Source organism: Mesorhizobium sp. 113-3-9 (genome assembly GCF_016756515.1).
Taxonomy (GTDB): Bacteria; Pseudomonadota; Alphaproteobacteria; order Rhizobiales; family Rhizobiaceae; genus Mesorhizobium.
Genome location: NZ_AP023246.1, coordinates 4,072,039 through 4,096,056 on the forward strand (window position 1 = coordinate 4,072,039; position 24,018 = coordinate 4,096,056).

Annotated in this window: 24 protein-coding genes; 12 read left to right on the forward strand and 12 right to left on the reverse strand. The window is 63.8% G+C overall.

Going from position 1 to position 24,018, the window contains the following annotated elements:
• Nucleotides 1-3 precede the first annotated feature (3 nt).
• From MesoLj_RS19690 to MesoLj_RS19700, 3 genes are all read left to right on the forward strand, one after another.
• The gene (locus MesoLj_RS19690; protein WP_202321895.1) at nucleotides 4-1,299 is read left to right on the forward strand and encodes a DUF445 domain-containing protein; all 1,296 of its coding nucleotides are present in this window, start codon (nucleotides 4-6) and stop codon (nucleotides 1,297-1,299) included.
• A 103-nt stretch (nucleotides 1,300-1,402) separates the two neighbouring features.
• Nucleotides 1,403-1,831 carry a phasin family protein gene (locus MesoLj_RS19695; RefSeq protein WP_140773084.1) on the forward strand — a complete coding sequence of 143 codons (429 nt, stop codon included), beginning with the start codon at nucleotides 1,403-1,405 and terminating at the stop codon, nucleotides 1,829-1,831.
• A 202-nt stretch (nucleotides 1,832-2,033) separates the two neighbouring features.
• Nucleotides 2,034-2,531: a MaoC family dehydratase gene (locus MesoLj_RS19700; protein WP_027043813.1), complete on the forward strand. Its 498-nt coding sequence runs from the start codon at nucleotides 2,034-2,036 to the stop codon at nucleotides 2,529-2,531.
• Between the two features lie 25 nt (nucleotides 2,532-2,556).
• Here the strand turns inward: MesoLj_RS19700 and MesoLj_RS19705 are convergent, their stop codons facing one another.
• Nucleotides 2,557-4,032: an MFS transporter gene (locus MesoLj_RS19705; RefSeq protein ID WP_202321896.1), complete on the reverse strand. Its 1,476-nt coding sequence runs from the start codon at nucleotides 4,030-4,032 to the stop codon at nucleotides 2,557-2,559.
• A 129-nt stretch (nucleotides 4,033-4,161) separates the two neighbouring features.
• Between MesoLj_RS19705 and MesoLj_RS19710 the strand changes: the two genes are divergently transcribed.
• Entirely contained in the window at nucleotides 4,162-5,052 is an 891-nt protein-coding gene (locus MesoLj_RS19710) for a LysR family transcriptional regulator (protein WP_202321897.1), read from the forward strand.
• Between the two features lie 16 nt (nucleotides 5,053-5,068).
• On the opposite strand, the gene MesoLj_RS19715 is transcribed toward MesoLj_RS19710, so the two are convergent.
• Complete coding sequence (locus tag MesoLj_RS19715) at nucleotides 5,069-6,487, reverse strand: aminotransferase-like domain-containing protein (RefSeq protein WP_202321898.1); 1,419 nt, start codon at nucleotides 6,485-6,487, stop codon at nucleotides 5,069-5,071.
• 105 nt (nucleotides 6,488-6,592) lie between these two features.
• Here MesoLj_RS19715 and MesoLj_RS19720 point away from each other — a divergent pair, with 105 nt between their 5' ends.
• Nucleotides 6,593-7,456, forward strand: coding sequence for a DMT family transporter (locus MesoLj_RS19720; RefSeq protein WP_202321899.1), 864 nt, complete (start codon nucleotides 6,593-6,595; stop codon nucleotides 7,454-7,456).
• Between the two features lie 21 nt (nucleotides 7,457-7,477).
• Here the strand turns inward: MesoLj_RS19720 and MesoLj_RS19725 are convergent, their stop codons facing one another.
• The 3 genes from MesoLj_RS19725 to MesoLj_RS19735 form a co-directional block, all read right to left on the reverse strand.
• The gene (locus tag MesoLj_RS19725) at nucleotides 7,478-8,059 is read right to left on the reverse strand and encodes a hypothetical protein (protein ID WP_202321900.1); all 582 of its coding nucleotides are present in this window, start codon (nucleotides 8,057-8,059) and stop codon (nucleotides 7,478-7,480) included.
• A 104-nt stretch (nucleotides 8,060-8,163) separates the two neighbouring features.
• A complete protein-coding gene (locus tag MesoLj_RS19730; RefSeq protein ID WP_202321901.1) occupies nucleotides 8,164-9,207 on the reverse strand; it encodes a zinc-dependent alcohol dehydrogenase family protein in 1,044 nt (347 codons plus the stop codon).
• Nucleotides 9,208-9,317: 110 nt separating this feature from the next.
• Nucleotides 9,318-9,779 (reverse strand): winged helix-turn-helix transcriptional regulator, encoded by a 462-nt coding sequence (locus MesoLj_RS19735; protein ID WP_202321903.1) that lies wholly within the window; start codon nucleotides 9,777-9,779, stop codon nucleotides 9,318-9,320.
• A gap of 99 nt (nucleotides 9,780-9,878) precedes the next feature.
• Between MesoLj_RS19735 and MesoLj_RS19740 the strand changes: the two genes are divergently transcribed.
• A complete protein-coding gene (locus MesoLj_RS19740) occupies nucleotides 9,879-11,123 on the forward strand; it encodes an MFS transporter (RefSeq protein WP_202321905.1) in 1,245 nt (414 codons plus the stop codon).
• A gap of 5 nt (nucleotides 11,124-11,128) precedes the next feature.
• Here MesoLj_RS19740 and maiA read toward each other — a convergent pair whose 3' ends face one another.
• Nucleotides 11,129-11,776, reverse strand: a complete 648-nt coding sequence (maiA, locus tag MesoLj_RS19745; RefSeq protein WP_202321907.1) for a maleylacetoacetate isomerase — start codon at nucleotides 11,774-11,776, stop codon at nucleotides 11,129-11,131.
• A 12-nt stretch (nucleotides 11,777-11,788) separates the two neighbouring features.
• Nucleotides 11,789-12,487 carry a fumarylacetoacetate hydrolase family protein gene (locus MesoLj_RS19750; RefSeq protein WP_202321909.1) on the reverse strand — a complete coding sequence of 233 codons (699 nt, stop codon included), beginning with the start codon at nucleotides 12,485-12,487 and terminating at the stop codon, nucleotides 11,789-11,791.
• Nucleotides 12,488-12,719: 232 nt separating this feature from the next.
• Here MesoLj_RS19750 and MesoLj_RS19755 point away from each other — a divergent pair, with 232 nt between their 5' ends.
• Nucleotides 12,720-13,403 (forward strand): response regulator, encoded by a 684-nt coding sequence (locus tag MesoLj_RS19755; RefSeq protein ID WP_140773104.1) that lies wholly within the window; start codon nucleotides 12,720-12,722, stop codon nucleotides 13,401-13,403.
• 76 nt (nucleotides 13,404-13,479) lie between these two features.
• On the opposite strand, the gene MesoLj_RS19760 is transcribed toward MesoLj_RS19755, so the two are convergent.
• Entirely contained in the window at nucleotides 13,480-14,820 is a 1,341-nt protein-coding gene (locus MesoLj_RS19760) for a hybrid sensor histidine kinase/response regulator (protein ID WP_140773105.1), read from the reverse strand.
• A gap of 14 nt (nucleotides 14,821-14,834) precedes the next feature.
• Nucleotides 14,835-15,971: an FIST signal transduction protein gene (locus MesoLj_RS19765; protein WP_202321911.1), complete on the reverse strand. Its 1,137-nt coding sequence runs from the start codon at nucleotides 15,969-15,971 to the stop codon at nucleotides 14,835-14,837.
• A 315-nt stretch (nucleotides 15,972-16,286) separates the two neighbouring features.
• Between MesoLj_RS19765 and MesoLj_RS19770 the strand changes: the two genes are divergently transcribed.
• The 4 genes from MesoLj_RS19770 (at nucleotide 16,287) to MesoLj_RS19785 (ending at nucleotide 21,355) form a co-directional block, all read left to right on the forward strand.
• Complete coding sequence (locus tag MesoLj_RS19770) at nucleotides 16,287-16,787, forward strand: (2Fe-2S)-binding protein (protein ID WP_140773106.1); 501 nt, start codon at nucleotides 16,287-16,289, stop codon at nucleotides 16,785-16,787.
• Nucleotides 16,788-16,896: 109 nt separating this feature from the next.
• Nucleotides 16,897-19,248, forward strand: a complete 2,352-nt coding sequence (locus MesoLj_RS19775; RefSeq protein ID WP_140773107.1) for a xanthine dehydrogenase family protein molybdopterin-binding subunit — start codon at nucleotides 16,897-16,899, stop codon at nucleotides 19,246-19,248.
• Nucleotides 19,249-19,260: 12 nt separating this feature from the next.
• On the forward strand, nucleotides 19,261-20,058 hold the full coding sequence (locus tag MesoLj_RS19780; RefSeq protein ID WP_202321913.1) for an FAD binding domain-containing protein: 798 nt from the start codon (nucleotides 19,261-19,263) through the stop codon (nucleotides 20,056-20,058).
• A gap of 274 nt (nucleotides 20,059-20,332) precedes the next feature.
• Nucleotides 20,333-21,355, forward strand: coding sequence for an acyltransferase family protein (locus tag MesoLj_RS19785; protein WP_202321916.1), 1,023 nt, complete (start codon nucleotides 20,333-20,335; stop codon nucleotides 21,353-21,355).
• Nucleotides 21,356-21,424: 69 nt separating this feature from the next.
• On the opposite strand, the gene MesoLj_RS19790 is transcribed toward MesoLj_RS19785, so the two are convergent.
• The 3 genes from MesoLj_RS19790 to MesoLj_RS19800 form a co-directional block, all read right to left on the reverse strand.
• Nucleotides 21,425-21,907, reverse strand: coding sequence for an SRPBCC family protein (locus MesoLj_RS19790; protein WP_202321918.1), 483 nt, complete (start codon nucleotides 21,905-21,907; stop codon nucleotides 21,425-21,427).
• Between the two features lie 68 nt (nucleotides 21,908-21,975).
• Nucleotides 21,976-22,464, reverse strand: coding sequence for a GNAT family N-acetyltransferase (locus tag MesoLj_RS19795; RefSeq protein WP_202321921.1), 489 nt, complete (start codon nucleotides 22,462-22,464; stop codon nucleotides 21,976-21,978).
• Complete coding sequence (locus tag MesoLj_RS19800; protein ID WP_202321923.1) at nucleotides 22,461-23,219, reverse strand: copper homeostasis protein CutC; 759 nt, start codon at nucleotides 23,217-23,219, stop codon at nucleotides 22,461-22,463. Before MesoLj_RS19800 ends, MesoLj_RS19795 begins: the two co-directional genes overlap by 4 nt.
• Nucleotides 23,220-23,492: 273 nt before the next feature.
• Here MesoLj_RS19800 and MesoLj_RS19805 point away from each other — a divergent pair, with 273 nt between their 5' ends.
• Nucleotides 23,493-23,948 carry a carboxymuconolactone decarboxylase family protein gene (locus MesoLj_RS19805; protein WP_202321925.1) on the forward strand — a complete coding sequence of 152 codons (456 nt, stop codon included), beginning with the start codon at nucleotides 23,493-23,495 and terminating at the stop codon, nucleotides 23,946-23,948.
• Nucleotides 23,949-24,018: the final 70 nt, after the last annotated feature.

Consider the following 24,018-nt stretch of genomic DNA (forward strand, 5'->3'; position numbering starts at 1 on the left):
TCCATGTCACAATCGGCTTCGTCCCTGGCGCCTGTCCGTTTCGATGCCGACGCGGCCGCCAAGCTCTCGGCGCTGCGGCGGACCAAATTCATCGCCACGGCCGCGCTGGCGCTCTGCGTGCTGGTGTTCGCCTTGGCCAAGTCGTTCCAAAACAGCTATCCGTGGCTGGGCTTCGTCGCCGCCTTCGCCGAGGCGGCGACCATTGGCGGCCTGGCCGACTGGTACGCGGTGGTGGCGCTGTTCAGGCGGCCGCTTGGGCTGCCGATCCCGCACACCGCCATCATCCCGGAAAACCAGAACCGCATCGCTGACAATCTCGGCCGCTTCATCGAAGCCAATTTCCTGGCGCCGGAGCCGGTGCGGGAAAAACTCGCCGAGGTCGATTTTGCGGCACTCGTCGCCGACTGGCTGACTGATGCCGAACGCGCCGCCGGCCTGTCGCGTTTCGTGGTTCGACTGGTGCCGCAGACACTTGCGGCCGTCGAGCAATCCGGCCTGCGCGGCTTCGTCACCAGCCGCATGCTTGAACAGATCGAAAAGGTGCCGCTTGCGCCGCTGGCGGCGGAACTCCTGTCGGCGCTCACCGACGATCGTCGCCACCAGAAACTGTTCGACGAATTCATCAAGGTGGTCGGCCGCTTCCTCAACGATGAACAGGCGCTGGCAACGATGCGCGAAAAAATCCGCGAGGAATTGCCGTCGCTGTTCAACCTGTTCAGAGCCGACGCCTATCTCCTGAAGAAGATCGTCGCTTCGGCGGGCTCCCTGCTCGACGAGGTGCGGGCCGATCCGGACCATCCGATGCGGGCCGAGTTCGATCGTTTCGCGCAAGGCTTCGTCGAACGGCTGCGGACGTCCAAGCAATATGCAAAGCGTGCCGAGAAGATGAAGCACGATTTCCTCGCCCGCCCCGAAGTCAGGGCGCTGGCCGGGGACATGTGGGAGAGCCTCAGCCTGTTCATCGAGCAGGACGCCAAGGCGCCGAATTCGGTGATCCGCGCGCATCTCGCCAGTATGTTCGTCGAGGTCGGCCGCCATCTTGCCGGCGATGCGCAGATCCGGGCCGATATGAACCAAGGGTTCGTCGTGGCGCTGGCCTCCTTCGTCGAGAGCCAGAAGAGCGGCGTATCGAAATTCATCGCCGACCAGGTCAAGCGCTGGGACCTTGCCCAACTGACGCGGCTGATCGAGATGAACATTGGCCGAGACCTGCAATACATCCGCTTCAACGGCATGATCATCGGCGGGCTGGCGGGCATAGTGCTTTATACGATCGAGCTGCTGCTCCCGGTCAATTGATTCCGTGTCCATCGCCATGCCTGTGTCCGAATGGACTCGTGACACGCGAGTGCTATTCTCCGGCGAGGGCGCCCGCATTCGCGGCGACAGGGGAGAAGACGTCATGGCAAAACAACCGGAATCCGATTCCTTCATGGACATGTTCGGCAAATTCGGCCGCGACCTGAAGGTGCCCAATGTCGATGTCGAGGCGATCCTCGCCCATCACCGCAAGAACCTGGAAGCGCTGGAGAAGGCGGCGCGCGCCGGCGCAGCCGGAGCGACCTCGCTGTTGTCAAGGCAACGCGAAATGCTGCAGGACACGTTGCGCGAGGTTGCCGACGTGGCGCAAAGCTATCGGGCGCCGGGCAATCCACAGGAGCTCATGGCCAAGCAGACGGAGTTCGCCAGGAAGTCGTTCGAGGCGGCGCTCAAGAATGCCGGCGAAGTGGCTGAATTGGCCCGGAAATCCGGCACCGAATCGATCGACATCCTGCGCGCACGGATCAAGGAAGCGATGGAGGAAATCCGCGCCGGCTACGAGAAGAAATAGGTCTGCGTGGGCCGTCGTCCGCATCCCCCAACGCGGATCGCCGGCACTCCTTACCCCCTTGCGCATAGTTGCATCGGCGCCACGCGTCAGGCGGCATGGGGCGATTCAGCCGGAATTCGGCGGAACGGATTCACGCAAGGCGAATTGACAGGAGCCGTCCGTTCGTGGTCCGGAGGCACTGCAAGCTATCGGGAAAGCAGGAATGACTGAAGTACGGCCTAAAACGCCGCCGACCTACGAGCAGTTGAGGACGATGTCCGGGCAGGAACTGGGCGTCTCGGAATGGACCACGGTCGACCAGAACCGTATCAACCAGTTCGCCGAATGCACCGGCGACCATCAATGGATCCATGTCGATCCCGAGCGGGCGCGGCGGCAAAGCCCGTTCCGCACGACGATCGCGCATGGCTACCTGACGCTGTCGATCATCGGCGCGCTGGCGCTCGGCATGGGCATCGTGCCCGAAAATACGCAGGCCGCCTTCAACTACGGCTTCGACAAGGTGCGCTTCCTCGCGCCGGTCAAGGTCGGCGCACGCATCAGGCTGCGCACGGTCTTGCTTTCCATGGAAGACAGAGGCCCTGGCCAATATCTGATGAAGGCAGCCAACACCGTCGAGATCGAAGGCGAGGAAAAGCCGGCACTGACGGCCGAAACGCTGGTCATGCTGTATGAGCGCCGCAAACGGGCAGGGGCCTGAGCGCATCAGCCCAAGCCCCGTACTGTCAGGAATCCCGCGTTGATTGCCCCGGCTGTTCAAGCTTGATCGCATTGCGTGCCGAAAACAGGGCAAGCAGCAGCGCCACCAAGGCCATGGCTGTTGCCGTCTCAAAGGTGATTTGCATGCCGCGGGCCGCAGAAGCGGAGGTCAGGACGTCCGGTCCTGTTGCTTTCGGAGCACCAGCCGACGCAACCGCGAAGATGGCGCCCATCAAGGATGCGCCGGTGATGAGGCCGAGATTGCGCGACAGGTTGAGCAGGCCCGACATGACACCGCGTTCGCCGGCGCCGACACCGCTCATGACGGCTGCATTGTTGGAGGTCTGGAACAGGGCATAGCCTAAGCAGGTGACGGTGATCGGAACGACATAGCTGGCAATGCCGAGTTTCGTCATGGCGAGCGAAAGCAGGAACGTGCCCGCGGCAAGGCTGATGAGCCCGGCGACCATCATCCTGTTGGCTCCGAAGCGATCGGAAAGCCGCCCAGCCAGCAGCGCCGACAGGGTCGAGACCAGCGGCCCGGTTGAAAGCACCAAGCCGACCATCGCGGCATCGAGCCCCAACCCTCGCGACAGATAGAACGGGGCAACCACCAGGGTTGCCATCATCACCGTGGCGACGATGAGGCTCATGGCCAGGCTGGCGCTGAGCCGCGGATCCCGGAAACTGGCAAGCTGAATCAACGGGGTTTTCACTCTTGATTGCGTGACGGCGAAGAGAGCAACGCCGATGCCGGTCGCAAAAAGCAGGCCAATGTTGAGCGCGCCGAAATTGCCTCGCCCAAGTGTCATGGCCAGCGCATAGGCAGCCAGGGTCAGGGCCAGCAGGACAGTGCCTGTCGCGTCGAACTTGCCTTGGGCGGCCCGCGCGTTCTTGTCCCTGGCAGGCAAGGCACGCCAGGCGAGGGCGAAGGTCAGCAGACCCAGCGGCACATTGACGAGAAAGATCGCGCGCCAGCCGAGACCGGCGATCAGCAGGCCGCCGAGCGAGGGACCGAGCGTGGTGCCGATGGCCGACATGGCGCCGAGCAGACCCATGGCGCTGCCGGTCCGCTCCTTGCTCACGGTCTCGGCGACAAAGGCCAGCGTCAGCGCCATCATCGATGCGGCGCCAAGCCCCTGCACGGCGCGCGCGGCGATCAGCAGCCAAAGCGTCGGGGCCAGGCCGCAGAGCACCGAAGCCGATGTGAACAGCGCGATGCCGCCAAGCAGCAGCGGCCGGCGTCCGAACATGTCGGCCAGCCGCCCGGCGCTGACGATCAGCGTGGTGATGGCGAGGAGGTAGGCCAGAACCACCCATTGCACGGCCTGGAACGACGCGCCGAACGTCTGCATCAGAGATGGCAGCCCGACGCTGGCGATGCTGGTCCCGAGCGACGACAGCAGCGTGGCGAGCGACAGGCTTGCCAGAGCCCAGCCGACCGATTCTTTCTCTTGCGGGGCTGATATCAACCCATCTCGACTTTGTGCGGCGACTGCCATGGCGATCTCCTTTCCATTCGCTCCGGAACCGGAACCATCAGAGATCTAGCCTTGTGGTTGATATGGCGGAAGGCGCAGCATTTGCATCATATCAATGCATGAGACGCCACATCATGTTATGGTTCGCGGATGACGTCTCCTGATCTCAATCTGCTCTTTGCTCTCGACGTGCTGCTGGCGGAAGGCAGCGTGGCCCGCGCCGCGCGCCGTCTGCGGCTCAGCCCCTCGGCGATGAGCCGGACGCTGGCGCGGCTGCGCGAGGCAACGGGCGATCCCTTGCTGGTGCGGGCCGGGCGCGGCCTGGTGGCGACGCCGCGCGCGGAGGAATTGCGGCGGCAGGTCGGCCCCGTCGTCCAGGACGCGGAGATGCTGCTGCGCCCTGCCGAACTGCTTGATCTCTCAAGCCTGGACAAGGTCTTCACGCTGCGCACCAATGAAGGCTTCGTCGAGGAGTTCGGGCCTCGCCTTGTCGCCCGCATCGAGGCTGATGCGCCAGGAGTGCGGGTGCGTTTCGCGCCGAAATCAGACAAGGATGTGATGTCGCTGCGCGACGCGGCGATCGACCTGGAAATCGGCGTTGCCGGCGAAACCGGACCCGAAGTGCGCATCCAGGCCTTGTTTCGCGACCGCTTCATTGGTGCTGTTAGAGCAGGCCATCCCTTGAGCGAAGGCACGGTGACGGCCGAGCGCTATGCGGCGGGCCGGCACATCAGTGTTTCGCGGCGTGGCCGCGAGAAGGGGCCGATCGACGAGGCCCTGAGCGCGCTTGGCCTGCGGCGGACGGTCGTGTGCATGGTTTCGGGTTTTTCGGCAGCACTCGCCATGGCGCGCGCCTCGGACCTGATCGCCAGCGTGCCCGAGCGGCACACGGCCGGCGCGCGCGCCGGCATGCACAGTTTTCCACTGCCGGTCACGACGGTGGAGGTCACCATTTCGATGCTCTGGCATCCGCGCCTCGATGCCGATCCGGCGCAACGCTGGTTGCGCGACTGCGTGCGGGAGGTCTGTGCGGGGCGTTGATTAAAAGTGGCTGAGATCAACGCTTCATCGCGGTTTCCAGCACCTTGAAAATCCGCTCGTCGTCGCACTGGGCGACGTTGAAGCGCAGGAAACGGCTGGCCGTCTGGGACAGGCTGAACGCATTGCCGGGCGCCAGCACGACGTTGTCTGCCAAGGCATGCCGTGCGACGTCGGCCGCATCCACGCCATCGGGCAGGCCGCACCACAGGAACAGGCCGGCCGGCTGGTCGATCCAGGGCGTGATGCCGATCGCCTTCAGGCGAGTGCCGGTCTCGGCCATCGCGCGCGCGAGCTTGGCGCGCAGCAGATCCATATGCTTGCGGTAGCTGCCGTCCTTGAGCAGCGTCAGCACCAGTTCGGCCGCCAGCCGCCCGCCGCCGAAGGTGGTGGCGATCTTGAGGTCGGTCAGGCCCTCGATCCAGTCGCGGGGCGCGGCGATGAAACCGCAGCGGACCGAGGCCGACAGCGTCTTGGAGAAGCTGCCGATCTGGACGACGCGGTTCAGCCCATCGAAGGCCGCCATCCTGGGGGCAGGGGCATGTTCGAAATCGGCGAAGATATCGTCCTCGACGATAGTCAGGTCCGACTGGTCGGCGAGTTTCAGCAAGCGGTGCGCGGTGACCGGTGACAGGATCGCGCCGGTCGGGTTGTGGATGGCGGAATTGGTGATGTAGAGGCGCGGCCGGTGCTCGGCGAGCGCCTGGGCGAACAGCTCGATATCAGGCCCCGACGGCGTGTAGGGAACGCTGATGACCTTGGCGCGGTGGGCACGCAGCAAAGCGTGGAAGTTGAAATAGCAGGGGTCGTCGACCAGCACCGTGTCGCCGGGTTCGATCAGGAACCGGCACAGGAGGTCAATGGCCTGCGTGCCCGATTCCGTCAGCATGATCTGTTCGGGCGAGGCTTCGATGCCGTGCCCGGCCATGCGCCGGGCCAGCAATTGCCGCAGCGGCGGCAGGCCGAGCGGCGTGCCGTAGTCGGCAAGCGCGGCATCATCGGCACGCGCCGCCGTGCGTAGCGCGCGGCGCAGTCCGGCCTGAGGCATCCACGAGGCCGGCAGCCAGCCGCAGCCGGGTTTCAGCACCTCGTCGCCAGCATCCAGCGACTGGCGCGAGACCCAGAGCGGATCGACGGCACGGTCGAGCCGGGGACCGATCTCGGCCAGCGACAGCGGCGCCAGCGTGCCGGCGGCATAGAAGCCTGAACCCGGCCGGGAGCGGATCGTGCCTTCGGCGGCGAGCCGCTCATAGGCTTCGACCACGGTGGATTTGGACACCTGCATGGATTGCGCGAAGGCGCGGATCGACGGCAGCCGCGCTCCTGGTGTCAGGCTGCGCGCGGCGATCCGCTGGCGTATGGCCGCCATGACGCTTTCGACCAAAGTGGGGGCGGCCAGGGCGCGCGCGCCGTCGGTTTCCAAAGCGAAGTCCGTCATCCGTACTGCTCGTCATGCCATTACAGTTTCGCTGAATTGTACTCCATTGTCTCTGGCCGCGCCATGACATCTGCCCGATAGAGGGCGAAAGACATGGAGCCTGGAATGGACAAGACCGCGAGCGGCTGGCTGAACGGATTTATCGGCGTGCTGATCTTCTCAGGCTCGCTGCCGGCGACGCGCGTGGCCGTGATGGATTTCGATCCGACCTTCGTGACATCGGCCCGCGCCGCGATTGCCGGGCTGCTTGGCCTGGCAATGCTGGTCTTGTTCCGGCAGAAACGACCGGAGCGGGGCGATCTGCTGTCGCTGGTGATCGTCGCCCTTGGGGTGGTGGTCGGCTTTCCGTTGCTGACCGCGCTGGCGCTGAAGCACGTCACCTCCGCCCACTCGATCATCTTCGTTGGCCTGCTGCCGCTGGCAACCGCGATCTTCGGCGTGCTGCGCGGCGGCGAGCGTCCACGACCGGCGTTCTGGCTGTTTTCGTGCATCGGCAGCGCGCTTGTCGCCGGTTTTGCCCTGTCGCAAGGCGTGACCGCGTCACCGCTCGGCGACGGCCTGATGCTGGGCGCCATCGTCGTGTGTGGACTGGGCTACGCCGAGGGCGCCGCGCTGTCGCGCAGGCTAGGCGGCTGGCAAGTGATCTGCTGGGCGCTGACGCTGTCGCTGCCGATCATGCTGGTGCTGACTTTCGCGACTCTGCCGCCGTCCTTTGCCGCCGTCGGCTCCCACGCCTGGATCGGTCTCGCCTATGTCTCGCTGTTCAGCATGCTGATCGGCTTCGTCTTCTGGTATCGCGGCCTGGCGCAAGGCGGCATTGCCGCGGTCGGCCAACTGCAGCTGTTGCAGCCCTTCTTCGGCCTGGCGCTCGCGGCGAGCTTGCTGCACGAACAGGTCAGCCCGCTGATGGTGGTTGTCACGCTCGGCGTGGTGGCCTGCGTGTTTGGCGCGAAGAAGTTTGCGCGGTAGGGGTACCGCTGTCGCGGATGCTCACTGAGGCGGCTTGCCTATGTAGGCTAAACCAGGGCACTCGGAGGTATCCACGACTTTCTCGCGATCCTCGTAACGCTTGACGAATTTGCGCCCCGTCCACTCAAAATCTTGACGCACGCACACGGGATTTTCGGAGGGGTCCGCCCAGGCAACCCTCATCAACCGACTCCTCACATGGTATTCCAAATCCAACTGGTAGCCCCCTGGTATCCAAAAGAGCTGACCGGTGCGCAAATCGATCATGCGCGCGGCGATGCAAGCGGTACCGCAATTGACCAGAACAACGGAGAAGTGGCCGGCGAAATCGGCACCACGTTTCATTGCTTGGCGAATATCCGCCTTAACTGCCTGCGCCCAGGAGTCACTAGGGTGAACTTGGATGTTTTTCGCAGCCTTCAGTTGAAAAATTTTCGCTGGAAAATCTTCGAACCGCAGGGTGGATTCCTTTGCCGTCCCTGGCTCATTGGATATCGAGGCGCCCTGACCTGGCGCTTGGGCTTCGTCGTGAACTCCACTGTCTTGCGCCCAGGCGCTGAGCGTGGGCCACAGCAACAAGAGACAGAGCAGAAAAATTCTCATCTCCGACATCGATCTATGCGCGCTCTTTGAATTTTTTGCTACTTAAGATTGTGTATGACCTCGCGTCGGTTGTAAAGCAATCGCGCAAAATTTTTGTCGGACGGCTATCCGAACTTCGTCACCACGCCGATACCGATGCCTTCGAAACCGCCCATCGCCATCAAGGCCGCGGGCGCTTCGTCGAGGCTGATCTTCTTGCCGATCAGCAGTTCGGGTTTGAGCTTTCCGGTACGAATCATCTCCATCATCGCCTGGTAGCGGTAAGCTTGCATGCCGTGACTGCCGAGGATCTCCAACTCGAAAGCGATGATCTTGCTCATGGGAACCGCAGCCTTGGCATGGTCGCCGAGCATCAGGCCGACCTGCACATGGCGGCCGCGCCGGCGCAGGTTCGAGATGGAGTTGAACGAGGTGGTCGGATGGCCGAGCGCGTCCATCGACATATGAACGCCGCCATTGGTGATCTGCTTGACGGCCTTCACCACATTGGGGGTGGTCGATGCGTTGATGGTCGCCACCGCGCCGATCTTGCGGGCAAACTCCAGTTTCTCGTCGGTGAGATCGATGGCAATGACATTGGCGCCCATGGCGCTGGCGATCATGATCGCCGAAAGCCCGACGCCGCCGCAGCCATGCACGGCAACCCATTCTCCGGGCTTGACCCGTCCCTGGTCGACGATCGCCCGGAACGACGTGACGAAGCGGCAGCCCAGGCTGGCGGCGGTGGCGAATTCCATCTCTTCCGGCAGGCGTACGAGATTGGTGTCGGCGAAGTCGATGGCGACATATTCGGCGAAAGAGCCCCAGGCGGTGAAACCGGGCTGGAACTGATGCTCGCAGACCTGGTGGTTGCCGGACGTGCATTCGAAGCAGTGGCCGCAGCCGCCGACAAAAGGCACCGTGACCCGGTCGCCTGCCTTCCAGTGCGTCACGCGCTTGCCAGCCGCCACAACGACGCCCGCCAATTCATGGCCCGGCACATGCGGCAGCCGGATATCATCGTCATGGCCCATCCAGCCATGCCAGTCGCTGCGGCAGAGCCCCGTCGCCTCGACCTTGATGACGACACCATCGGCGGCCGGCTTCGGATCGGGGACGGTCTGGATCGTCGGCGCTTCGCCGAATTTCTCGAAGACGACGGCTTTCATCGGTCACTCCACCCTGCGTACTGTCTGTGGAAACGATAGCCGATTCCCTGTCCGGTCAAGCGGAAATCGATTCCGCCAGCCCTGCCAGTCCGCCGAACCAGCCAGGGCGCTCAGCTGTTTTCCTGGTCGCGGAAATCGGCGAGCCTCGTGTCGCCGGGGACCAGCAGCCTCCCGTCCTCGGCATGCACTTCCAGGCGCCTGATCGGCCGGCCGCTCTGCGTGTCGACCATGAAAGTGTAGGGCTCGCCCGGTCCGGAGAAATAGGCCTCGCCCCATTGCCGCAAGGCGACCAAGACATAGAACAGGCCGCGCCCTTTTTGCGTCAGCACATATTCATGGTGCGCGCTGCCGTCGGGCGCGGGAACCGTTTCCAGTATGCCGTGCGCGACCAGATTGCGCAGCCGCGCCGACAGGATGTTCTTGGCGACGCCGAGGCTCTTCTGGAATTCGCCGAAGCGGCGCAAGCCGTCGAAGGCGTCGCGCACGATGAGCAGCGACCACCAGTCGCCGATCGCATCCAGCGGCCGCGCGATCAGGCAATCCGCTTCGTGGTGGCTCGTTCGTTTCACCATGGCAATCGTTGGTCCAGATCAATCATCTCGGTTGCAAGATAAAACTGATTTGGCTATCCAGCAAGTGGTTTCAAGTTGAAACCTATTGTGGAGAGCGACATGAATCTGCGGGTGGTGAACGGCGTGGCAACAGGAGCGGAGCGGGCCGACAGGCTGTTGCAGGCAACACCAGATTCACCACCGGGATTGTCGAGAATGACGGCACTGGTCTTCGCCATTGCCTGTGGCCTGAGCGTCGCCAACATCTATTTTGCCCATCCGCTGCTCGACGCCATCGCGCATGATTTTGCCATCGCGCCGGCCTCGGTCGGCATCGTGGTGACGGTCACCCAGGTCGGCTACGCGCTCGGCCTGTTCTTCATCGTGCCGCTTGGCGATCTGTTCGACCGCCGCAAGCTGATCGCCGGCCAGGCGGTGCTTTCCGCGGTGGCGCTGATCGCGGTCGGGGTCGCGCCGAACGCGGCGATGCTGCTGGCAAGCCTGGCGGTTGTCGGCCTGCTTGCCGTGGTGGTGCAGGTGCTGGTGGCGTACGCCGCCGACCTCGCGCTGCCATCCGAGCGGGGGCGGGCAGTCGGCACCGTCACCAGCGGCGTCATAACAGGCATCCTGCTTGCCCGCTTCGTCGCCGGCGTCGTCGCCGACTTCGCCGGCTGGCGCTGGGTCTATCTGGTCTCGGCGACGCTGACGCTCGTCATGGCGGTGGTCCTCTTCCTGATGCTGCCGCGCCACGAGACGGAGCGGCCGCGCACGTCCTATCCGCGCCTGCTCGCTTCGGTCGTGCTGCTGTTCGTGCAGGAGCCGCTGCTGCGCGTGCGCGCCGTGCTCGCCATGCTGATCTTCGCCACTTTCAACGTGCTATGGGCGCCGCTGGTGCTGCCGCTGAGCGCCGTGCCATTTTCACTCTCGCACACCGCGATCGGGCTGTTCGGCCTTGCCGGCGTCGCCGGCGCACTGGGCGCGCGCTGGACGGGAGGCTTGGTCGATCGCGGGCGCGGGCAACTGGTCACCGGCCTCAGCCTGCTTCTGATGACGGCTGCCTGGCTGCCGATCGCCTTCATGGGTCTGTCGCTGTGGCTGCTTGTCGCCGGCATCGTCATGCTGGACCTGGCGATCCAGGCCGTCCACGTCACCAATCAGAGCCTGATCTTTTCGCGCCGGCCGGATGCGCGCAGCCGGCTGGTTGGTGGCTACATGATCTTCTATTCGCTCGGCAGTGCGCTCGGCTCGATTGCCTCGACCATGGTCTATGGCGCCATGGGCTGGAGCGGCGTCTGCCTGCTTGGGGCGGGTATCGGCCTGTTCGCTTTGGCGTTCTGGGCACTCACGCTGCGCGTGGGTCGGTAGAGGCCCTATTCGGCATCGATCTGGTTCTGCGGTGCGGCTTTCTGGAAGGCCGGCAGTGCCATGCAGGCGGCGTGGATGCGGGCGATCGTCGGGTAAGGCCCCATGTCGACGCCGAAGCGGGCATTGTTGGTGACCTGCGCTGCCAGGCAGATATCGGCCAGCCCTGGCGCCTCGCCGTGGCAGAACGTTCCAGTGTCGGGCGAGGAAGCCAGAATCTTTTCAAGCGGCTGAAAGCCTTCGTTCACCCAGTGGCGGAACCAGTTGGTGATGTCCTGGTCGCCGGCGCCGAACAAAGTGCGCAGCGAGGTCAACACGCGCAGATTGTTCACCGGGTGGATGTCGCAAGCGATCATCTGCGCCAGCATGCGCACGCGCGCTCGGCCAAGCGCGTCCTTCGGCAGCAGTGGCGGTTCCGGCCGGATCTCGTCGAGATATTCGATGATCGCCAGCGACTGCGTCAAAAGCGTGCCGTCGAGCATCAATGCCGGCACCAGCCCCTGCGGGTTGACCGCGAGATAGGCCGGTTCCAGGTGCTCGCCATGGCGCAGATGATGCGGGATGTAGTCATAGCTCAGCCCCTTCATCTCCAGCGCGATCCGCACCCGGTAGGAGGTGGAGGAGCGATAGTAATTGTGCAGGACGATGTCGCTCATGGCTTTGTCGTTTCAAGATTGCGGCTGGCCGATCGTCACTTCGATCGTGCCGATGCCGTCGACGCCGCCGGTCATCGTCTCGCCCGGCTTGACCGCGCCGACGCCGGCCGGCGTGCCGGTGAAGATCAGGTCGCCCGGTTGCAGTTCGACTGCCTCGCTGCAGATCGAGACGATGTCGGCGATTGGCCAGATCAATTCGGTGAGGTCGGCATCCTGTTTCACAGCACCGTTGACGGCGAGCCAGATGCGGCCTTTCGTCGGGTGCCCGGATTTCTGCGCGGGAACCAGCGGGCCGCAAGGGGCTGAACGGTCGAAGGCTTTCGACCAGTCCCAGGGCCGCGCCGCCTTCTTGGCCTCATCCTGGAGATCGCGGCGGGTGAGGTCGATGCCGACGGCGTAACCCCAGACGTGATCCAGCGCCCGCTCGCGCGCGATGCGGAAGCCCGGCCTGCCGATCGCGGCCACCAGTTCGATTTCGTGGTGCAGATTGGCCGTCAGCGGCGGGTAGGGGATCACTGTGCCGGAATCGACCACGGCGTCGGCGGGCTTGGTGAAGAAGAAGGGCGGATCGCGTTCATCGTTGCCGAACTCGCGCGCGTGCGCCGCATAGTTGCGGCCAACGCAGAAAACGCGCCGCACGGCAAAGCGCTCGGCCGACCCGCTGATGGCGACTGAAGGTGTTGGCGGCACGGGAAGGACAAAGGCGGTCATGGTGGTCTCTGCGTTTGGATATCGGGTTGCTGGCGGCACCTTCGACCGATTTCGGGGGGCGGGCAAGGCGTCGCTTTTCATAAAGCAGGGCCTTTGCCTGGGCTGTATGAGGAATTCAGGGTTTCCATTGCTTTTACAGCGGTGCATCCTGGCAATTGGCGATAGACTATTTGCCAATAATCCGGCCATGGTCGCGGGACTATGGTGTGGCCGGTAAACCGGAACGAGCCACATGACAGCACCCAACGATCGCGCCCGGTTCCTGATCATCGACGACCATCCGCTGTTTCGCGAGGCGCTGCATAGCGCCGTCCAGATGGCCTATCCGGAAGTCGATACGGTGGAAGCGCGCTCGATCACCGAGGCGGTGGAATTGCTGGCAGGCGCCAAACCTTTCGACCTTGCGCTTCTCGATCTCTCCATGCCCGACGTGCACGGTTTCGAGGGCCTGCTGCAGCTCAGGACCCGCTATCCGCGCCTGCCGGTGGTGATCGTGTCGGGATATGAGGAGCCGAGGATCATTTCCGAGGCGCTGTCCTATGGTGCCGCCGGCTTCATCCCGAAATCGGCCCGCAAGAGCGATCTGGCCGCCGCCATCCGCTCGGTGATGGACGGCGCAATCTATGTGCCGGAAACCTATGAAGGCCAGCCGGCGGATGCCGACAGCATCGACCGCGCCGACATGGTCCAGCGCCTGTCCAAGCTGACACCGCAGCAACTGCGGGTGCTGCAAATGCTGCGCCAGGGCCTGCTCAACAAGCAGATCGCCTATGAGCTGCAGGTCGGCGAGACCACGGTCAAGGCGCATGTCTCGGAGATCCTGCGCAAGCTCAACGTGTATAGCCGCACGCAAGCGGTGATCGAGGTCTCGAAACTAGACAATGCGGAGCTTTTCAGGGATCAGGCGGGGTTCTGAGCTTTTACCTCCCTTGGCGCCGCACCCCACCCCGGCGCTGCGCGCCGACCCTCCCCATCAAGGGGAGGGTAAGCCTCTAAGCCAGCAAATGCGCCAGCAGCGCGCGCAGCTGGGCAGGTTTCAGCGGTTTGCGCATTAGCTCGATGCCCCCGGCGCGCGCGGCCTTGGCGACGGCTTCGGAACTGTCGGCGGTGACGATGAGCGCCGGCACGGCGCGGCCGAGATAGTCGCGGACTTCCGATATGGTGGCGGTGCCGAGATCGCCGCCGTCGAGATGCTGGTCGGCGATGATGATGTCCGGCACCCAGTCGGTGTCGCCGAGCAGGTCCAGCGCATCGTCGGTCGAGGTCGCGGCGCGCACCAGGCACTGCCAGCGTTCGAGCAGGAAGGTCATGGCCTCCAGCACCTCGATGTCGTTCTCGACCAGCAGCACCTTGGTGCCGAACAGGCCGTAGCCGCGCGACCGCTCAAGGCCGGTGGCGCTGGCGATGGCGTCGGCGGGCGCCCCGATGCCGACGGGGACATCGATGTGGAAGATCGTGCCGCGCCCGACCTTCGACGAGAAAGTCACTGGGTGGCCGAGCGCGCCGGCCATGCGGCGCACGATGGCAAGTCCGAGTCCAAGGCCGCCGCCGTCGAGTTCGGCACTGGTAGGCGAGGTGCCGCGATGGAACTCCTCGAAAACCGCCTCGCGCTGGTCCTCGGGAATGCCGCAGCCGGTATCGGCGACATCGATGCGGATGGTGTCGCCGCGATGCCTGGTGCCGACAAGGACGCCACCCGAGCGGGTGTAGCCCAGCGCGTTGGAGAGAATGTTCTGCAGGATGCGGCGCAGCAGCGTCCGGTCGGAGCGGACCACGGCATTGACCGGCCGGAATTTCAGCGACAGCCCCTTCATTTCCGCGACCGGCTGGAAATCCGAGCGCAGCGACGAGAACAGCGCCTCGAGGCTGACGTCGCCAATGTCGGGCTGCACCACGCCGGCGTCGAGCTTGGAGATGTCCAGCAGCGTGCGCAGCAGGTCCTCCATCGTTTCCAGCGAGCGCTCGACCTGCCGCACCAGCTTCCTGCCCTCGTCGCTGGTCTGCACCTCGGCGAGCGCCGAGACGGAGAGATGGGCCGCGTTCAGCGGCTGCAGCACGTCATGGCTGGCGGCGGCGAGGAACCTTGTCTTGGACAGGTTCGCCAGTTCGGCATTTTCCTTGGCGGCGCTGAGATCGATGTTGGATTGCTCAAGCCGCCGCAAGGTCGAGTGCAGCTCCTCCGTGCGCGTGCGCACGCGGTTTTCAAGCGAGATCGCGGTCTGGAACAGCGAGAAGGCGTTGCCTTGCTGGTCCATCGACCGCTCGACGCGGCTGACCAGGGCGGCGTTGATCTTCTTCAGCTTTTCGAGATCGTTTATGTCCCTGAGCGGCATCTTATTTCGCCGCCCTATTCTGCTGCTTGGCGTTCGCCGAAAGCGATGCCGGTGAAAGTCTGGTTGAGGTGCATCGACCGGTACTGCTCGCCATAGGTGCCGAAGCCGACGACGTTGTTGACCCGGTAGAGCTCCGAAATGTCACGAAAGACCTGCCGGTTGCGTGCATCGAGCCGGCGCAGCACGCAGTCGAAGCCGAGGATCATGTCGATGCCGCCAAGCCGCTCCTCGACCTCGCGCAGGGCGGCGCGTGTCGATTCCACCATATCCTTGGGCTGGGCGATCGACAGCACGACGCCGTCGTCGATGGCGCAGAAGAACGACAGCGAACCGTCCGGGTGCATCTTCTGGATGGAACGGCAATAATATTCGCCGCCCACCTTCACCACCACCGGATGCGAGGCGAAGCTCAGCGGCGTCAAGGTCTGCGGGATGATCCCGACGGAAGCGGCATATTCCTCCGCCGCATTGGTGGCGTTGAATTCGCGCACGATGCGGTGATCGGCATCGGACGCCGTCACCACCAGCTTTTCGTCGGTCGGAACGAAATTGTCGGTCTTGAAGACGTGGAACGGAATTTCCGTGGCGATCAGCACGATGATGGCGCTGTCCGAGGTGACCCTGCCGTTCGAGATCAGGCGTGTGGTCTCGAACTTCAGATCGTCGCCTGCCGAGCCGCCGAGCAGCGGTATGTCGTCAAGTCCCCAGTGGATGGCGGAGCTTACCGCTTCCTCGGCATAGGACAGCCCATCGATGAAGCAGAGCGCGAAGGTGTTCCTGGTCTGCTCACCGCCGAGCCGGCGGCGCAGCGTGCGCCGCAAGGCCTCGACCTCGCCGGTGATCCTGTCCATGCCCGATGTGGACAGGTTGTCGACCATGGTGCTGACCGCGGTGAACGACGCCGCCGGCAGCAGCATTGCCAGCATATGGCCTTCTTCGAGCCCTTGCGGCGTAATCTCGCCGGCGGTGGAGCAGCCTGCATGATGGAGCCCCGGCGCGTGGACCGAGAGTGCCCGCGACAGGGCACCGGCCTCGACGAGGCTCTGGGAAAAGAACAGCAGCGCAAAGCCGGCGTTGATTGCGGCAGCCTCGGCGGCCACCGCGCGCGCGAAAACATCCGGGTTGGGCTCGTCCGTGGTCAGCGCCGACAAGCCGCATGCGTAGCGCGTCCGTGAACTGGCCAGCGGCGTTCTCCCGCATTTCCTCCGACGCTGTTTTTGTACGCGGCTGTTTTTACAAGCTTCTGGCGCGCGAGCGTCGGGGGATATTGTTGCTTCCAATAGGCGTTTTGGCAATGGGGGCGAGGGAGTGCACCTTTGGCCTTGGCCATGACCCGAAAGTACAATGATCCGCCTTTTCCGTCGCGCTGTTTTTTGTGCGTTGTGCGGTGTACGAATAACGCATGGCCGAAGCGCCAGCGGCGCGTCGGCAGCGTGATGACCAAGGTTGATACCCAGGGAGGGACCATGTCGGACGTTTCTTTGATGGTGAACGGGAGGCGCGTCAGCGGCGTTGCCGAGGATCGAACGCTTCTGGTCCATTTCCTGCGCGAGAATCTCGGCCTTACAGGCACTCATGTCGGGTGCGATACCTCGCAATGCGGGGCCTGCGTCGTCCATGTCGACGGCAAGGCGGTCAAGTCCTGCACCATGCTTGCGGTCCAGGCGTCCGGCTCGAGCGTGGTGACGATCGAGGGTCTCGCCAACGGCGCCGACCTGCATCCGGTGCAGGCAGCCTTCAAGGAACATCACGGGCTGCAGTGCGGTTTCTGCACGCCAGGCATGATCATGACGGCGACCGACATGATCAACCGCCACCCCGAAGGCCTCGACGAGGCGACGGTGCGGGCCGAGCTGGAAGGCAACATCTGCCGGTGCACCGGCTACCACAACATCGTCAAGGCGATCCTCGCCGCATCGAAGACGATGTCGAAGGGAGCCAAGGGCAAGGCGAAGCAGGCTGCGTGAAGAGTGAGCAGTAGAGTAGTGAGTAGTCAGTAGCCGGTCTGAACCGGCGGCGATCTTCACTATTAACGTACTCGCTACCTCATACTCACCATTTCGGGAGGAATTTCTTATGGGCATTGAAGGTGTTGGCGCTCGGGTCGCGCGCAAGGAAGACAAAAGATTCATCACCGGCGCCGGCCGCTATGTCGACGACATGGTGGTTCCCGGCATGAAACATGCGGCCTTCGTGCGCAGCCCGCACGCGCATGCGCAGATCAAGAAGATCGACGTCAAGAAGGCGCAAGCCATGCCCGGCGTCATCGGGGTGCTGACCGGCAAGGAGCTCAAGGCCGATGGCATCGGCAACCTGATCTGCGGCTGGATGATCCATTCCAAGGACGGTTCGCCGATGAAGATGGGCGCATGGTCGCCGCTGGCCTTCGACAAGGTTCGCTATGTCGGCGATGCGGTCGTCATCGTCGTCGCCGAGACCAAGGGCCAGGCACGCGATGCGGCCGAAGCGGTCGAGATCACCTACAAGGAACTGAAGGCGGTCGTCGACGCCTCGAAGGCGATGGACAAGGGCGCGCCGCAGATCCACCCGGAAGCCGACAACAACCTGATCTTCGACTGGGACATCGGCAACGCCGACGAGACGGCGGCTGCCTTCAAGAAAGCATCCCATGTCGTCAAGATGGACATCATCAACAACCGGCTTGTTCCCAACGCGATGGAGCCGCGGGCGGCTCTTGGCCACTACGACAAGGCCGAGGATCACTACACCTGCTGGACGACGTCGCAGAACCCGCATGTCGCGCGGCTGGTGATGAGCGCTTTCTACAACGTCGCGCCGGAGAACAAGCTGCGTGTCATAGCGCCGGATGTCGGCGGCGGCTTTGGCTCCAAGATCTACATCTATCCCGAAGAGATCGTCTGCCTGTGGGCGTCGAAGAAGACCGGTGTGCCGGTCAAATGGGTAGCCGACCGCACGGAGAGCTTCCTCACCGACGCGCATGGCCGCGACCATCACACCCATGCCGAAATGGCCTTTGACGCGAACCACAAGATACTTGGCCTGAAGGTCGAGACCAAAGCCAATCTCGGCGCCTACATGTCGCTGTTCTCGTCGGCGACGCCGACCTACCTCTACGCGACGCTGTTGTCGGGCCAGTACAACATTCCGGCGATCCACGCCAATGTGAAGGCGATCTACACCAACACCGCGCCGGTCGACGCCTATCGCGGAGCGGGGCGTCCGGAAGCGACCTTCGTCATGGAGCGCATGATGGAAACCGCCGCTCGCCAGTTCGGTGTGTCGCCGGCAGAGTTGCGGCGCAAGAATTTCGTCACCTCGTTCCCGCACCAGACGCCGGTCATCATGTGCTATGACGCCGGCGACTATGCGGCTTCGCTCGATGCGGCCATGAAGGCTTCGGATTATGCCGGCTTTGCCAAGCGCAAGGCTGCCGCCGCCAAGAAGGGGCTGCTACGCGGCATCGGCATGAGTTGCTACATCGAGGCCTGCGGCATCGCGCCGTCGGCGGCGGTAGGCAGCCTTGGTGCCGGCGTCGGTCTTTGGGAATCGGCGGAGGTGCGGGTTAACGCCGTCGGCACGATCGAGGTGCTGACCGGCTCGCACAGCCACGGCCAGGGCCACGAAACGACGTTCGCGCAGCTGGTCAACGAGCGTTTCGGGGTGCCGATCGATTCGGTTTCGATCGTCCATGGCGACACCGACAAGGTGCAGATGGGCATGGGCACCTATGGTTCGCGCTCGGGGGCGGTCGGCATGTCGGCCATCGTCAAGGCGCTCGACAAGGTTGAAGCCAAGGCCAAGAAGATCGCGGCTCATCTGCTCGAAGCAGACGAGGGCGACATCGTCATCGAGAATGGTGCGCTGAAGGTCGCCGGCACGGACAAGAACGTGCCGTGGTTCCAGATGGCGCTCGCCGCCTACACCGCTCACAATCTGCCGGGCGGCATGGAGCCCGGGCTGAAGGAGACGGCGTTCTACGATCCGTCGAATTTCACCTTCCCGGCGGGCTGCTACATCTGCGAGGTCGAGGTCGATCCGGAAACCGGCCTGACCGAGATTGTTCAATTCGTTGCCGCCGATGATTTCGGCAACATCATCAACCCGATGATCGTCGAAGGCCAGGTGCATGGCGGACTGGCGCAGGGCATCGGCCAGGCACTGCTGGAAGGCGCCCACTATGACGCCAGCGGACAGCTGCTGACGGCGAGCTACATGGATTACACCATGCCGCGCGCCGGCGATCTGCCGTCGTTCACGGTCTCGACCTCGAACACCCCATGCCCGGGCAACCCGCTTGGGATCAAGGGCTGCGGCGAGGCCGGCGCCATCGGCTCGCCGCCGGCGGTGATCAACGCCATCACCGACGCCATCGGCATCGCCGATATCGCCATGCCCGCTTCGCCGTCCACCGTATGGGCCGCGATCCGCGCCGCGACGAAGCACTGAGGAGGAACAACCATGTACTCGGTCAACTATCACCGCGCCGCCTCGGTCACTGAAGCCGCCAAGCTTGTGAAGAGCGGCGACGCCAAGCTTTTGTCGGGGGGCATGACCTTGATCCCCGCCATGAAGACGCGGCTGGCGGCTCCTTCGGATCTCGTCGACCTCTCGCGCATCAAGGAACTGCATGGCGTCAAGGTATCGGGCAAGACGGTCACCATCGGTGCCGCCACGACCCATTATGATGTCGCCAATGACGAGAAGCTGCGGAAGGCGTGTCCGGCGCTTGCCCATCTGGCGTCGCTGATCGGCGACCCGGCCGTGCGCCACAAGGGCACGATCGGCGGCTCGATCGCCAACAACGATCCGGCGGCGGACTACCCGGCGGCCCTGCTGGCGCTGGGCGCCACCATTGTCACCAACAAACGCGAGATATCAGCCGACAAGTTCTTCAAGGGGCTGTTCGAAACGGCATTGAAGGACGGCGAGATCATCACCGCGGTCAGCTTCACCGCTCCGGCAAAGGCCGCTTACGAAAAATTCCGCAACCCGGCCTCGCGCTACGCGATCGTCGGCGTGTTCGTGGCCAAGGGCAAGGATGGCGTCAGCGTTGCCGTCACCGGCGCCGGCGACGACGGTGTCTTTCGCTCGAAGGAAATCGAGGCGGCCCTAGCGAAGAGTTTCGACGCTGCATCGCTCGCGGGCGTCAAGGTGTCGGCCAAGAACCTGATGAGCGACATCCACGCCTCCGCCGACTATCGCGCAAATCTGATCGCGGTCATGGCCAAGCGCGCCGTGGCAGCCGCCAACGCCTGACACGACGAGTTTCATGGTTTCACGGAAAGGGGCCATCGCGGCCCCTTTTTCGTGGTGGCCGGTAGTGACCCACTTGATGATGGAATCAGCCCCAGCGCAACATCCTTTTGCTTGAAGCAATTTCGGGCCGTACCGGTCTGGAAACCGTATCGGCGGCAATCTCGCACTTGCACAAATTTATATTGCACTGCAGTATGGGCCGGGGCGGGAATGCGAGCCGGGTTCGGAACACGTACCGCCGTGCCCTTTCGCATGCCAATGCGAAAGGATCGGCATGTCCGAAATTTCCGCGACCCATATGGTTCCGTCCCGGGCCGTCGTAGACAGGTCGGCCAGGACAAGGTTGGCCTATCTCGATGGCTGGCGCGGCCTGTCGATCGCCCTGGTGTTGATCGGCCATTTTTTCCCGATTCCCGGAATCAACCTCGGCGTGCTCGGCGTCGAGTTCTTCTTCGTGCTCAGCGGCCGGCTGATGGCCGAGATCCTGTTCATCGAACGGTATCCGCTGAAGAAGTTCTTCAAGCGCCGTTTCTCGCGCATCTATCCGGCGCTCCTGGTCTTCGTCATCGTTGCCATGATCGCGCTGTCCGGCACATTCATCGCCTTCAAATGGAAGGCGGCGCTGACGGCGCTGACATTCACCTACAATTACGCGGGAATCCTCGTCACCCGCGCCGGGGCGCTTGACCATATCTGGTCGCTCTGTGTCGAGGAGCACGCCTATGTCATCCTGGCGCTGATCAGCGCGACGGTCGTCAGCCGCAACCGCGTCCTCCCTTTGCTGGTGGCGCTGGCCTTGCTCGCCATGGCCAATGGCGCGGTGTCGTACTGGGTCTTCAAACTGGACTACGAGGCCACTTACTGGCGCACCGATGTGCACATCGCATCAATCCTGCTGTCGGCCTCTATCTGCCTGCTCAAGGCCGAGGGCAGGCTGCCGGACGTGCTGAAAGGGCCTTATGTCGCCCTGGCCGCGGCGGCTGGCGCGGTTTTCCTGTTCGTGGACGCGGTGCCGACGCCGATCCATTATCTCCTGGCCACGCCGCTGCTGGCGCTGGCCGTCAACGCGCTCGATTTCAGCAGCCGGATTTTTTCCGGTCTGCTGTCGTCCTGGCCAATGACGACATTGGGCCTGTGGTCATATTCGCTCTATCTGTGGCAGCAGCCATTCTACAAATTCGTCTATGAGCAAGGCAGCAACCCCTGGCTGATGCTGGCCGGCGCCTTCGCCTGCGCGCTCTGCAGCTACTACCTCATCGAACGCCCGGCGCGTGAATGGCTCAACCGCAACTGGTGAGTACGCCAAGGCCGTTGCGGCGGGGCGGACATCGTGGCTGCAACCGGCCGCCGAATTTCGGTTTGGCGGTCAAGCGGCTCTGTTTTTCGCCATCAGATAACGGCGCAGGCCGGCTTCGCCGCGCGGCGTGGTCCAGCGATGGTTCCATGCGAAGGCCGGCCGCAGCAACGGTGCGAGGAATTTGAGGATGGGCCTCTCGACCGTGACCTGCCAAGTCAGCTGAACATGGGTGCCGGCGCCTGAGGGTGACAGTTCGGCCCGCCATAATCCGTCGAAATCGCCAAAAGTTTTCACCACCACCAGCCGGCCGGGCTCGAGTTCGGCGGCTTCGATGATGAAGTTCAGTTCATAGGGCAGGGCGCCGCGAGCACGCGCCCTTGCCCGCGAACCGACTGACGCCTTGCCCTTGGCGTCGAGCGGCACGACTTCCTTGTAGACGTCGCCCCACCACAGCGGCAGCAACTCGGCGTCGGAGAGCACGTCCCACACTTGCCGAGGTGTGCCTTCGGGAATGTGCCAGCTTTCGTCGAAGCGGAAGACGTTGCTTGGCATCGCTGTTCCTCCGGTTGGCGGAACGGCTATATTAGTTGCCGCTTCATTGTGTGGCCAGCGCTAGCGGATCAGGCGACGATCCGCCTGACGTAGTAGCGCACGGCTTTCTTGCCGCCATGGATGACGGCGTCGCCGACTTCGGCGAAACCGAGAGCGGCGTGGAAGGCATCAGACGCGGGGTTGGGCGGGTCGATGTTGACCTCGCAGGTGACCAGCGTGTAGCCGGCGCGCTGTGCATGCTCGAACAGATCCTGATAGAGCCGGCGCGCGTGGCCGCGGCCCCTTGCGTGCGCCGCCACGACGACGCGGTCGACATAGATGAAGCGTTCATAGCGCTCGCGGAACCAGACGAAGTTCGGGCTGTCGTAGTTGGCTTCCTGGTCGAAGGTCATGATGAAGGCTTCGAGATCGCCGATGCGCCGCGCGTAGAATGCCTCGCCAAGCAGGAACGACAGCCGCTCGGCTTCAAGCCAGGAGAGTTCCGCTGCATGTTCGTTGTTGAGCGCCAGTATGGCCGCTTCGTCGTCCGGCGCTATGCGATCTATCGGAGAGGTCATGCCTTGGCCGCCGCGATTGTCGCCGCCACCAGCGGTGTGTCGGTCAATGTGTTGCGGTATTCGCGGTCGAGATCGGAGCCGCCCATGCCGACCTTGGGATTGCGGTAACCCATGGCGCTTGGCACATCCTTCAGCGCCGCGAAATGCATCTCGGCCAGGCCGGTCTTTTTGCGCACCTCGGCGATGTTGCCGAGATCGAGCCCGCCGCAGCCGAGGATGACTATGCGGTCGCCCGCTTGCCGCACCAGATCGGCCAGCAATGGCAGGCCTTCGATCGCGGTGTCGCGCTGGCCGCTGGTCAGCACGCGGCCGACTTTGCAGCGGATCAGCGCCTCCAGCGCCTCGCTGGGATCGCGTGTCATGTCGAAGGCGCGGTGGCAGGTGACGTTCAGGGACCCGGCAGCCTGCGTCAGCTCGCCCATGCGCTTCTCGTCGATGGTGCCGTCGGCGTTCAGGCAGCCGAACACCACGCCGGCCACACCGAGATCGCGCAGCGCGGCGACGTCGGCGAGCATCGAGCCGTATTCGGTCTCGCTGTAGAGAAAATCGCCACCGCGCGGCCGCACCATGACATGAAACGGCACCGTCGCCTGGTCCAGCGCCGCGCGCACGGTGCCGAGGCTCGGCGTGATGCCGCCTTCGACCAGGCTGGCGCACAGTTCGACCCGATCGGCGCCGGCAGCCTGCGCTGCGAGCAGGCCATCGATGCCTTCGACACAGATTTCGATCAGCGGCGGGCGGGTTTGTGTGGTCAAGGGGCGATCCTGTCCATGATGGTGCGCAATGCCCTAGCACCCGGGCGGCCAACACGAAAGCGTGAACGAAACAAAGCCATTTGGACCAGGCGCCATTTCCCTGCTTGACAGTCCTATAACCGTGTAGTTATGAATCAAACCCATAGCTGATGGGTTATTGATTGACCGTCGGCGATCCGGCGGCCGCCGAAATTTCATCAAATCGAAGCTGGATGCGCGGCATCCGGGCTCGGCAAAACATGCCCTGCGAAACGCCTTCAATGGAGAAAGACCATGCAAGCTCGAATCAAGAACCCGGTCATGCTCATCCCGGGCGCCCTGCAAGCGCTGCTGGCCCTGGACAAGTCGACGGAGGCGGCCGACGTGCCTTATGTGACGCGCAAGCTCGTTCATCTGCGCGCCAGCCAGATCAACAATTGCGCCGTCTGCGTCGACATGCACGCGCGCGAACTGAAAAAAGCCGGTGAAAAGGACGAGCGCATCTTTGCGCTGGCCGCATGGCGCGAGACGCCGTACTTCACCGATGCCGAACGGGCGGCCCTGGCGCTGGCCGAGGCAGGCACAAGGCTCGCCGACCGCCCGGACGCCGTGCCGGACGATGTCTGGGACGAAGCCGCCAGGCACTATGATGAAAAGGCGCTTGCCGCCTTGGTTGTCCAGATCGCCTTGATCAACGCCTTCAATCGGCTGAACGCGACCACTCGACAGATGGCCGGAGCCTGGGGCTGAGCGCTCTTTGAAGCGCTTGGGGCAGGTTGGTATCCGCGACGGAACGGGAAAGCGGATTGCTTTCCGCTTT